The sequence below is a fragment of the Zooshikella ganghwensis DSM 15267 genome (assembly GCF_000428585.1).
GTDB lineage: Bacteria > Pseudomonadota > Gammaproteobacteria > Pseudomonadales > Zooshikellaceae > Zooshikella > Zooshikella ganghwensis.
Map to the genome: position 1 here is coordinate 1 of NZ_AUAF01000145.1, position 11026 is coordinate 11026.

The following is an 11026-nucleotide window of genomic DNA, read 5'->3' on the forward strand; positions in this document are numbered from 1 at the left end:
TTTAACGTTTTATAATAATGCGCGAAGGCGAGTACATCGGAAAAACATTCCACATGCTCAACATCGAACGGCATATAACGGGCGAGGAAGGCCTGTAATAAATCGACGGGAATAGTGTTAACGTCTTTATTTTCCACCAACACCATGTGTGAGGCTTTATCAAATAAAATATAAAAATACTGTAGATTGGATTGATGAGTAATCACCACCCGCACTAACACATGCTGAGGATTTTCATACACATATTCATAATGTTCGTAGAGTGGTGAGGCAAACTGTACTAAGTAATGATCAGTGACCCAGTAAGGCCGTACTTTATTAATCTGTTCTACCAATCCGGTGGTTACTGCTTTAACCGGGTTCCGTAGCTGGAAAACGGCATAGCAAGCCATGATGCTTCTCCTTTTAATGAACGGTGAGTGACTCGGTATTAGGGGCTTGAATAATGCGTTGTAAATTCAAGCTCAATGTACTTAACTGCGTTTGTAGTACTTTTAATTGATTAATGGCATCAATAAACGTTTTAGGCTGGTTCGCATCAAGATAAGCATCCAGCGTCACCAAGGCTAATTCTTCGGGTGTGGGTTGTTTGTTATTATTGTTCATTAGGCTGCCTCCTTGTCTTTTTTGTAACCACCGAAATACTTAATAAAATTGCGATAGAGTTGGGAGAGGTCATTGGCCATTAAGATAAAATCGGCCCGTGCCTGAGACATAAAATCTTCCGCTTTTTCCTGGTCGGTTAATTCAAATTTTAATTGGGTAAAGCGAAAGTCATCGTGGATGATGCCAGCCAAATAATCGGTCCAGTGAAAGCCTAATTTCGTCACCATTTTGCCAGCAGCAATATGCGGCTCGACTTCTTCCAGCTCTAAATCGCTTTTACTGAGTTTTACGATATCGGCGTCTTCACTCCCTACAAAACGCAGCTCAGCACATTGGTCCAGTAATAGTCCTTCAGGCAGTGGAGCACTGCGGGCCAACCAGCAGGTTAATACTTCACAGGGCTTATATTCCGTGACCACGGGCTGTGTGGCTAAGCTGCCCAGTGTGATGCGTAAGTAATGAATACACTCCTCGGCCAGTTTAACGTTGGAGCTGTCCACGACAATCAGGTTATTAATAGGGTCTAAATACACATACCAACTGTGGTATTCACTGAAGGCTTTGGGTAGCAATTCATGAATAACGGACTCTTTAATCTGGTCTTTTTCGCCTTTGCCAACCGGCTCGCCCTGTTCTTTTTCCAGGGTTTTAATACGTTCTTTGACGTATTTGCTGATGACCGAGTTAGGCAGCATCTTTTTTTCTTTCTGTAGGCAGAGCAACTGGAAATTACCGATATGCTCGGCAAAGTGTTCCGCCTCTTCGCCGAAGGGGCGAACCCAGCCATAGCTTTCGGCTTGTTGGGGCGTGCAGGGCTTAAAGGCCTGAGCGCCTAGTTTCTCGTTTAACAATGCCTGATCAAGTTTGGCAACCTGTTCGCAGCGGAAAAATATTGCGTTTTTAAACCACATGATGTGCACCTCTTGTTTTATGTTGTATGCAGGGTGGGGACAATCGACTCATACCGGTTAGTACGCGTTCGGTAGATTCGATTACGTAGGAGTGGGTCATCGGAAAAAGCCGGCACGAGGGCCAAGGACAGCGCTAACATACCCATGGACAACGGACAGATCACCCGTGACCGGATCAGCTCGGCAACCAGTTGTGTACGATTCTTCAGACAGTGTTTATGCAGTGCGGCTTTAATGGTTTTGGATATTGTGTCTGGGGCAACCGCATACTTGCGGGCAATTTCCTTATCCGATAGACCATGTAACGCTTCAAAGGTATACAGCGTTTGTCGTGGGGAGAGCTGAAGGTTGTTCAGGTAGGCTTTCCAGTGGCCTATGGTGATCGTGTCGTCCATGAGTAACACTCCCTTTTGATCGATTTACATAATGTAAATATATATTCGCTCTAAAAGGGAATATCTGTCAACAAGTGCTACATAAGTAATTTATTATTAGACCCAATGGTCTGATAGACTATTTGTTTTTAATGCTGGACACTAAGGTTTGAAGGAGGTCTATTTCGACTTCACGTAGTTTGCCATCAATAACTAAGTCCATGAAATCCTTAGTTAAAGTTCTAAGCTTTTCTTGAATTTGAGCTTGAATCTGTTCTGGGTCTGGCTCTTGGGTTTCGTTTTGCAGCTTAATGAAAGCTTCCTTAGCTGCAGTCACTCTCTTACTGTTTGGGGGTAAAAAGTACTTTAAGTCTTTGCCTGTTACTTCTGCAATCTTATGAAGATGCTCAACTCGTGGCCCTCGTCTAACAGAAGGGTCTTCAGATTCCCAACGAGAGGCAGTAGCTCTTGATACTCCAACTCTTTGAGCAAACTGAATCTGGGTTAAACCTGTTTCTATCCGTGAGTTTCTGATTTTTTCCCATAGTTCCAGCTCTTGCATGTCAAACTCATTGTAACGTATATGTAAATAAAAATTTCAAAAATGCAAGCAATGTGTTGACTAGTTAGCTACAACTGTCTACAGTGTCGCATTATTAGCTTTACAAACCGCTACACACTAGTCCAAAAGTTTTCTCTCATTCTAATGTAGTTGTTGCGGTTGTTTCCTTCTATCCCCTCACACGGGAGTAGTCAACAATTGATAACAGGAATAACCAGTAATGGAAGCTGATAAACCACCAATCACTGAAGAAACAGCCTGGGAACCCTACGACAGAGGGTTCACCGTTATCCCGTTAGGTTCACCATTTGAAACGCCACCGCCTTACTTTGTCAACAAACGCTTTGACGGAAACAAAGAAAAAGCACAGCAAGAGTGGCCTAAACAAGCCCGTGTGCCGTGGGCTAAGTACCAAAAAGTCACGCCTTCGCTTGAAGATATGGACTATTGGACCGCCTCTTATCCTCGCGCTAACTGGGCCATTGTCACTGGTGCACATGTCATTGTGGTGGATGCCGACTCTGAAGAAGCGGTTCAGTTTATGGAATCCGGCACCGTCGGTCGAACGCCGTGGAAGGTGAAGACCGGAAAAGGTAAACATTTTTATTACGCCGTTAATCCCAACGTAGAAATTCGCAATTCAGTCAATCCACATTCCAAGATCGATATCAGGGGGTTGGGCGGTTATGTTGTCGCACCAGGCTCAACCCATGCTAATGGCAGCCGCTATGAATGGGAATACGACGCCAGTTGGGTGATTAACAGTATCGATGACTTACCTTGTTTGTCAGAAGATGATCTGCAAGCCATTCAGCAATTTAATGGACGGCATGTCATTAATCAGACCAAGGCTGATGCCACTAAAACCAAAGCTACGACTGAAGTGAAGGGTAACTTAGGTTTTAGCACAGCCGATTACCAACCGAAGGCCAGTGGTGAGGCGGTGAGTGAAGGCTCACGTAACCAATCCGCTGTGTCGTTAACGGGCCAATATATTGCTTCAGGGATGGATCTGCGCACCATAAAGCAGATGTTGGATACCTGGAACGCCGGCAACAGTCCACCGTTAAATTCCAGTGAGTTAAATACCTGTATTGCCAGTACGGTGATGACTCACTTACGCAAACATCCCCATGATGTGATTCCTGTTCAACTGGCACCGCCCGAACCCGCCAAGGCGAGTAACCTATCACTACACGACAGTGGTGGTATGCCCGGCCATTTATACGACATACCGGGTGTATTGGGTGAGGTCGTGCAGTTTGCGAATCAGACGGCACGACGAAAACAGCCCGCATTAGCCGTACAAAGTGCGTTGGCACTCGGCAGTGTGGTATGCGGGCGTTATTACAAGACGGATAAGGGGAATTTTTCGTCGCTGTACTTCCTGAACATTGCCAAGTCGGCCAGTGGTAAAGAGCATTGTAAGGATGTGGTGGAGCAGATATTAGAAGCATCAGGTTATGGGCGATTAATTTCTGGCTCGGGTTATACGTCATCCGGTGCTTTGTTCAGCGAATTACTCCATGAACCGAACCATATCAGCATCATCGATGAGTTTGGAAAGTATCTGGAAGGTAGTCAGCACAAAATGAATCCGCATAAAGCGGAGGCGATTACCCGACTGGTCGAAGCCTGGAGTAAATGTGGGTCTTCACTTTACCCTCCGGTGTACTCAACCATGGGTATGAGTAAGCAGGCGGCGGAGGAGATGCGCAAGCGGTGTATTAAGCATCCCGCGTTAACGCTTTTAGCACTGACGACACCAGGCACCTTTTACGGTGCTTTATCTCCCGAGCTGGTGAAAGATGGTTTCCTCGGGCGCTTTATTGTCATGGAGAGCCAATTAAAACGACAGGTGTCGAGTGATCCTGGGCTAATCGAGGTACCCGAGAACATTACCAAGTGGGTGGCGACTATTCGGGAGAATCTAGCTGGTAACTTAACCAGCCATATGCCCCCGGAAAATAAGCCCGCACAGAATATTCTCGTGTTCGAGGAGTCCGCGCTCCAGCGATTAAAAGCGCTTGACCAGGAAATCATTCAGAAGATGGATGAGCTGGAACAGTACGGTATTGAAGTGCTGCTGGGGCGCACACGAGAAAAGGCCATGCGCATTGCGTTAATTCTGGCGCTGTCGGTCGATCCCTTTGCCGAGACGATTACACGACAGGTGACGGATTGGGCGGTGGATTACGTGACTTATTTTGATTATGCATTAGTCCAGTCAGTCATTAAAAAAGTAGGTGGATCGAGCTTTGAAACCTTGCTAAAATCTTGCGAAGAGGCCTTGCGCCTGGCTGGCAAAAAAGGTTTGACGAAGCGAGAAATGGCTCGTCATCCTAACTTCTCAAAATTAGATCCACGACAGGAAGAGGCTTTTTTTAAAACCTTCCTCAACCGCGGTCTAGCCCAGCTCCTTTCTTTAAAAACCAGTGGCCGTCCAAGACAAGCATGGGTGCATTACACCCTGGTGGAAAACGCCGGAGGTCCCGAATGACAAGGACTTTCGTCAAAACACCAATGACAAAAGAAGTGCTTGATTTTAAAGGAAATTTTCTCACTTTCGTCACTTTTGACAAAACGGCCATGACAAAAGAAGTCGTTGATTTTAAAAGAAAAAATCGACTTTCGTCAGAAAAAATAGCCCCTAAGAACCCCCTACGTAAATCGCCTCAAAAAATAGGAGGGGGGTCTCTATGGTGTCAAAAGGTACAGAAGTATAAATTTATATATTATTTTTATTATTATTACTTATATATATTGATCTATAGACTAACTGAGTACTCACTCACATCTGTCATGACTTTCGTCATAGCTCATGACGAAAGTGACGAAACTTTTCTGCAATATTTCTCTTTTTTCCCTCAACGCCTATCTACGACACAGGTCTTATAACAATGACAACGACCTACGCGATTACACCCAACACCAAGCCCCGTATGACCCGAGCAGACAAATGGAAACAACGACCCTGTGTCATGCAGTACCGTGCGTACAAGGATGCACTACGGGAGTTGTCTATTGAATTGCCTGAGAGCGGCTATCATCTCATTTTCGTGTTACCCATGCCCAAGTCATGGTCGAAGAAAAAACGGGCGGAGATGCGAGGACAGCCCCATAGAGCGACACCGGATAAGGATAATCTAGAGAAAGGGTTATTGGATGCCTTGTTCGTGGACGATGCCCATATCTGGGATGGTCGCGTGAGTAAGTATTGGGGCGACGAGGGACAGATCATCGTGAAATGGATTCCAACCTACGACACGTTAGACGAAGCGTTGAACTCGACGATTCACTGAGGGGAGGGGATTAGATGGCTACAACTAACGCCTATCAGCCTGCACAGCAAAAAAATGGACCTAACCTGATGTTACCTTGGCGCTCGGCTAAAGTGGCCTGGCATGAGGCGTTTATGAGTATGAGAGCTAAGCCTTTGGTTCAGTGCGAGGGGAATGGTTCAGTTGATAACCTGGACCAAATTGGTCGGAGTTTGGAAAAGGGCATTGTTCAGGATGCGGTGGCGAAATTGCCTAAGCCAATTCGGGAATGGGGAATGTATTGCTATGCACCAGACCATACCAAAACGGAAACGTATAAGTCACGTGTAGCTGATCGACTGTATGCCCTGTTGGTGGAACAATTGGATGATACATACCTCAGGAGTCGTATTCGATGTATACGGCTAGTGACGATGTGCAATATTGCCATTGAGGAACGGAAACACCAACAATGGACCGGTGAGTTTTATTCTGATTATAAAAGGGCGCAACTGTTGGGTGTTCATCACCAAAACTTTCAACGGGATTATGGTCAGCTGTATGGGGCTATGCAGGAAGTGTTAAGTGGGTATTGTGGGAGAGCGTTGGGTGCTGTAGCTGGGTTACTGAAAGAATCAGCGGACAGTCACATTAAAGTGACGTGATGTATTACGTTATAGTGACGTTTATTAATTGTTATAAGCAAGGAGTTCTATTTGAGCATTAGTGACAAATTTTCTAATTTTTGTACCGCCTTACGAATGAGCGATACAACTGTCTTGAATGTTTGCTGTAGAGCAAAGCAGATTACAAAAAGAGTTAATACTGATTTTCGTGGTATCGATTCCGATACTAGATACAGTTTATTCGTCGGTTCTTATGGCAGAGGGACTGATATACATGTAAGTGACATTGATATGATTGTCGAGCTTCCATACTCTGAGTATGAGAAATATGACAAGTACAATGGAAATGGTCAGTCTGCGCTTATTCAAGCGGTAAAGGATTCCATTAAAAAAACCTACTCCACTACTCATGTGAGTGGTGACGGACAAGTTGTAAAGCTTAATTTCAAAGATGGAATATGCTATGAGATTGTCCCAGGTTTTATTAACAAAGATGGCTCAAGTTATACCTACCCAGACAGTAATAACGGTGGTTCATGGAAAGTGACTAAACCGCGCGAGGAAATTTCGGAGATCACGAGCACTAACAATCTGTGGAATAAAAATTTAAAGCGTCTTTGTCGTATGGCACGAGCATGGAAAGATAAGTGGGATGTCCCTATAGGCGGCCTTCTTATCGATACACTTGCGTATAATTTCTTGAAACAGTGGAAATACAAAGATAAATCTTATGTTTATTATGATTGGATGACGCGTGATTTTTTTGAATATCTAAAGAATCAAGATTCAAACAAAAATTATTGGCTTGCACCCGGCAGCTCCCAATATGTATGGCGAAAGGGTTCATTCGAATACAAGGCACTCCGTTGCTACAACATTGCTAATAATGCATTGCAGTACGAAGAAGAAGAAATGACGTATTCAGCGAATCAAAAGTGGCAAGAGATCTATGGAAAAAAATTCCCTTCCTAATGTTTTAGAAGAACAACTAAGAGAATGTTTTGGTCGTGTTGCGTGGTCACATAAAACACATGAAAAATGCTCTGACTTACTAAATACACGGCTCAACCGTATAAAACTCTGGCAGATCATCATTTCAGCAATTACAACAACTGGAATTATTGCTGCTGTATTCGGTCAATCTAAAGAAATTGGTATTCTTTCAGCCGTGCTTTCATTTGTTCTAACCGTATTGAACACCTATGTGAAGCAATATGATCTCGGTGGACTAGCCCAGAAGCATGCAGACGCAGCAGTAGACCTCTGGAATATGAGGGAGTCCTATCTCTCTCTTTTAACGGATATAAGGTCTGGCTGTGTAGAAAATGATGAAATTAGAAAGCATAGAGACAATCTCCAAGAGAAATTGTTGGAAATATATAAAGGCTCCCCAAGAACTATTGCTAAAGCTTATAAAAATGCTACGAAAGCACTAAAAAAGCTTGAAGAACTAACATTCAGCGATGCAGAAATAGATGCTATCTTACCAATTGCTCTTCGGAAGGCAGAAAACAGTGGCTAATAATCGGGTAAGAGCTGGTATCTACCCAGCTCTTATGAGTAAAAAAATCACAATAAATGACACTGCTAGTGTTGTTTGAATTGTAAATGGTTACAACAGTCGAGTATTCTTCAGCAGAATTTCCAGAGTGATTATGGCCATTTGTATGGCACTATGCAGGAAGTGTTGAGTGGGTATTGTGGAAGGGCGCTGGGTGCTGTTGTTGGGTTGTTGAAAGAGTTGGCGAACAACCACATTAAAGTGACGTAATGTTTTACGTCAGAATGACGTTCATTAATAGTTATGACCCTTGGATAAGTTAAACATGGAGTCACTTTTTCTATCAAAATTAGTGTTGCCCTTCTTCTCTACTATGGGGGCTGCTCTAATTATTATGTACATAAATTCTGTGAACAGAAGGGTCAAGGAAACCAAACAGAAGATATATGCAGCTACATACATATTAGATTCGAGTATGCGTATGCTCTCGTCTGAATTTATTTTGCTTATTCATACAATCAAGCCACATATAGAAGCTTCATATAGAATTGTTAAAGGCGATCAAAAGCTATTAGAGACAATGCTATTAATTGATGAGTTCGATATCCTAACAGTAGCAGGCCCTGACTTTTCCCATATTCCTAACGAATTTACGTTGCAACTTGGTTACGATAATCTTGAATTAGTCCAGATGTATGACACGCTTCTCTATCTATACCGAAGCGATTCAACAAGAAAATCATTAAATGATTTCGTAAAAGATAAACTCAAAAGTATGGATGGATTTTTGCAGAAAAGTGAACCAGAGAAACTTGATATCCTTAATACCTATATTGATTACCTTGATAGACTACAGCATGAAGCAAATCGACTTATTTTCATGGTTTCCCACAATGTTCTACCTAGTCTAGAAGATTATTTAAAAAGCTATAAGTTTTGGTTTTACTCTACAAGTCATGCGAATAAGACAATAAAAATGATTAAAGATATTATGCGGAACAATGTTGCGTATATGCCAGAGTCCGATTTTATGGAAAGAGTAAGGCATGGTGGCATTCAAAGAGAAATCAAAAAGTCATAATAATTAGCTGGTGACTATATCTCTTGGTTCTCTGCTGATTATTGGTATCCTTCAAGTTGCTTGTTGGATTCACCTTACATTCCTAGCTTTGAATTTAAAGAAGGTGATCCTTCATTTAAAAAATGTACTTTATACTGCTGCACTTGTGGTATACCTGATTGTTGGCTTTTCCGGTGTCTTATAACAGTTAGAGATGAAATTGTAATATGGTCTGATTTTGAGCAGTTTCATCGAGGGTGGTAATAGGAGATTGGTCCATTTATATTTGAGTATCAACAATATTTGAGTTTTTTTAAAGATGTATAATCAGATAAGAGCTGGTGCCCTAGCCAGCTCCCCACATCACCCTGCATGCTGGTCCTTTAAAATCCTCTCTTGTAACAGATCGTAGCCTTGTGACGTCCATTCCTTAGCGCCTCATGGCTTTCGCCTACAATAGCGACCAGTTATTGGTTGTAAGGCGAAGTCATGAAACTGGGTGCCAATCGCAGTGTATTTTTATTAGAGATCACCGAATGTCATGCAAAAGCGTAGGCATGGTAAGACTTTGTCTGACTATTTCTCATTTTTTGAGTGAAGTAAAGCAGTTAGTTAATCACCTTAATACAGTATGGATCGAAGTAAACAATGAGTAGTGATACACCGGATAATAGCCCATATGGTAAGCCTGCTAACCGTGAAGAAGCCCGTGCAGAAATTGTGGATGGGGCTACAGTGAATGGTGTTGCCCTGTGTCCGGTGATTGAGGAGTTTATCTACCTGTACCCAACACGGTATGCCTTAGCTGAAAAAGAAGTTAATCACCCAGCGCTCAATCCTAACTTCGAATCATTAAGTAAGCCAACAGGTGTACGATTAGCACGTAAGGGATTTGTATACATTTTTCACTCGTTAAAGCCAGATGAACTCCTATCTTTTGAAATTCAGCATGAAAGTGAGCAGTCTCGTTACTGGGAACAAAAAGCACGTGTTGGTGAACCAAGCTTTTTAAAAAAGCCGATTAAACTCAAGCGACAAGGATTTATTGATGTTGCCTATTCAGAAATAGAATGGTCCAGCTCAACAATATCGGCATTAAAAAACGATCCACGCTTACGTTACCAGCGTATGCAAAGAGTAAGTCTTGAAGACTATGACTTTGGCAAAGGAGCTAAACACCTTGTGCCATTAAAAGATATTAGCAATGTGCTGAGTGAATTTATTGGTAAAAAGCAACTTGAGCCGCCTGCTAAACGAGAACATAGTTTACCTTTCGAATGGGAAGCTTTTAGTTGGTCATCTTTGCCACTTGCCCCAGCTTCCAAGGGTAAAGTTTTGGCTGAAACCCAAGGTACTTCATTTAATACTGCTCTGCTTGTATTACACGACATTCTAGGGGTATTACATGATCTGGATATGCACGCCGAGTGTATTTATCGAGAAAAACGAGAGTGGTACGAAAAAAATAAACAAGCACTTCATTCAGGACAATTTATTCGTGGGTTATACCATATTACGAAAGGTGACTTAAATAACCACTTAAAAACAAGTGAAGACTACCAAAAACTTGATGAGTTGGATCAGGAAAGTTTAGAGGCATTTACTCGGGTCGCTGAGCTAAGAAACGAAGCCACTTTACTCAGGCATAAAGCCACTCGGTTTAGAAAAAGTGAAATCCGCAGCCATCAAAATAGACAGCAAAACTGGTATAAGCGCTATCAAGCGATGATGGCTCAAGCAGATGCTAAGGATGCAGAAGCATCACATATTGAGGAAAAGTTAAAGCGTAAACATGGTAGTAAGTATGAAGACTATAAACAAGCCGTAGAAGAATACCGATTCGCAAAACTTAATATGTATAAAGATGTGAGTATGTGGAATGTACCTCGCATTGAACAACGGGTCCGCACGAAAGCAATGGAGGTGTTTTTGGATGATGCGGATGAACTGGCTCAGTGTATTGCAGAATTAGAAGAAGAAAATAGTTTAGATCGGGCCTCTTTATTACCCAAATTTAATAAAGCAGCATGGTATTTTGATATTACCATTTTTTCGCATGTACAGCGTTTACATGAAACCCATTTTTGCTGCGTTGCAAACCTGTGTGGTGATGCTGAGGGTAAAGG

Annotated in this window: 12 protein-coding genes; 7 read left to right on the forward strand and 5 right to left on the reverse strand. The window is 42.7% G+C overall.

What is annotated here, in order from left to right:
* The 5 genes from F607_RS30960 to F607_RS30965 form a co-directional block, all read right to left on the reverse strand.
* Positions 1–392 (reverse strand): hypothetical protein (locus tag F607_RS30960; protein WP_038291991.1); only part of this gene is annotated, 392 nt, incomplete at its 3' end.
* A gap of 13 nt (positions 393–405) precedes the next feature.
* Complete coding sequence (locus F607_RS0121215) at positions 406–606, reverse strand: hypothetical protein (RefSeq protein WP_027709682.1); 201 nt, start codon at positions 604–606, stop codon at positions 406–408.
* Positions 606–1517 carry a recombination-associated protein RdgC gene (locus F607_RS0121220; RefSeq protein ID WP_027709683.1) on the reverse strand — a complete coding sequence of 304 codons (912 nt, stop codon included), beginning with the start codon at positions 1515–1517 and terminating at the stop codon, positions 606–608. Before F607_RS0121220 ends, F607_RS0121215 begins: the two co-directional genes overlap by 1 nt.
* Before the next feature lie 17 nt (positions 1518–1534).
* Positions 1535–1912 carry a helix-turn-helix transcriptional regulator gene (locus F607_RS0121225; RefSeq protein ID WP_027709684.1) on the reverse strand — a complete coding sequence of 126 codons (378 nt, stop codon included), beginning with the start codon at positions 1910–1912 and terminating at the stop codon, positions 1535–1537.
* Positions 1913–2030: 118 nt separating this feature from the next.
* On the reverse strand, positions 2031–2453 hold the full coding sequence (locus F607_RS30965; RefSeq protein ID WP_038291992.1) for a helix-turn-helix domain-containing protein: 423 nt from the start codon (positions 2451–2453) through the stop codon (positions 2031–2033).
* A 220-nt stretch (positions 2454–2673) separates the two neighbouring features.
* Here F607_RS30965 and F607_RS0121235 point away from each other — a divergent pair, with 220 nt between their 5' ends.
* The 7 genes from F607_RS0121235 to F607_RS0121270 form a co-directional block, all read left to right on the forward strand.
* Entirely contained in the window at positions 2674–4953 is a 2280-nt protein-coding gene (locus tag F607_RS0121235; RefSeq protein ID WP_027709685.1) for a bifunctional DNA primase/polymerase, read from the forward strand.
* 400 nt (positions 4954–5353) lie between these two features.
* Positions 5354–5755, forward strand: a complete 402-nt coding sequence (locus tag F607_RS30970; protein ID WP_051311716.1) for a RusA family crossover junction endodeoxyribonuclease — start codon at positions 5354–5356, stop codon at positions 5753–5755.
* 14 nt (positions 5756–5769) lie between these two features.
* Entirely contained in the window at positions 5770–6378 is a 609-nt protein-coding gene (locus tag F607_RS0121250; protein ID WP_027709687.1) for a hypothetical protein, read from the forward strand.
* A gap of 51 nt (positions 6379–6429) precedes the next feature.
* The gene (locus F607_RS0121255) at positions 6430–7311 is read left to right on the forward strand and encodes an SMODS domain-containing nucleotidyltransferase (RefSeq protein WP_027709688.1); all 882 of its coding nucleotides are present in this window, start codon (positions 6430–6432) and stop codon (positions 7309–7311) included.
* Positions 7289–7861 (forward strand): SLATT domain-containing protein, encoded by a 573-nt coding sequence (locus F607_RS0121260; protein ID WP_027709689.1) that lies wholly within the window; start codon positions 7289–7291, stop codon positions 7859–7861. The genes F607_RS0121255 and F607_RS0121260 overlap by 23 nt, the downstream gene beginning before the upstream one ends.
* Before the next feature lie 304 nt (positions 7862–8165).
* Positions 8166–8921 (forward strand): hypothetical protein, encoded by a 756-nt coding sequence (locus tag F607_RS0121265; protein WP_027709690.1) that lies wholly within the window; start codon positions 8166–8168, stop codon positions 8919–8921.
* Between the two features lie 627 nt (positions 8922–9548).
* Positions 9549–11026: toxin VasX (locus tag F607_RS0121270; protein ID WP_027709691.1), on the forward strand; the 1478-nt coding region annotated here is incomplete at its 3' end.

What these genes read in the sequence shown, in the direction of transcription:
- F607_RS0121215 (WP_027709682.1), bottom strand. Translation starts at nt 606, where the DNA reads ATGAACAATAATAACAAACAACCCACACCCGAAGAATTAGCCTTGGTG.
- F607_RS0121220 (WP_027709683.1), bottom strand. Translation starts at nt 1,517, where the DNA reads ATGTGGTTTAAAAACGCAATATTTTTCCGCTGCGAACAGGTTGCCAAA.
- F607_RS0121225 (WP_027709684.1), bottom strand. Translation starts at nt 1,912, where the DNA reads ATGGACGACACGATCACCATAGGCCACTGGAAAGCCTACCTGAACAAC.
- F607_RS30965 (WP_038291992.1), bottom strand. Translation starts at nt 2,453, where the DNA reads ATGCAAGAGCTGGAACTATGGGAAAAAATCAGAAACTCACGGATAGAA.
- F607_RS0121235 (WP_027709685.1), top strand. Translation starts at nt 2,674, where the DNA reads ATGGAAGCTGATAAACCACCAATCACTGAAGAAACAGCCTGGGAACCC.
- F607_RS30970 (WP_051311716.1), top strand. Translation starts at nt 5,354, where the DNA reads ATGACAACGACCTACGCGATTACACCCAACACCAAGCCCCGTATGACC.
- F607_RS0121250 (WP_027709687.1), top strand. Translation starts at nt 5,770, where the DNA reads ATGGCTACAACTAACGCCTATCAGCCTGCACAGCAAAAAAATGGACCT.
- F607_RS0121260 (WP_027709689.1), top strand. Translation starts at nt 7,289, where the DNA reads ATGGAAAAAAATTCCCTTCCTAATGTTTTAGAAGAACAACTAAGAGAA.
- F607_RS0121265 (WP_027709690.1), top strand. Translation starts at nt 8,166, where the DNA reads ATGGAGTCACTTTTTCTATCAAAATTAGTGTTGCCCTTCTTCTCTACT.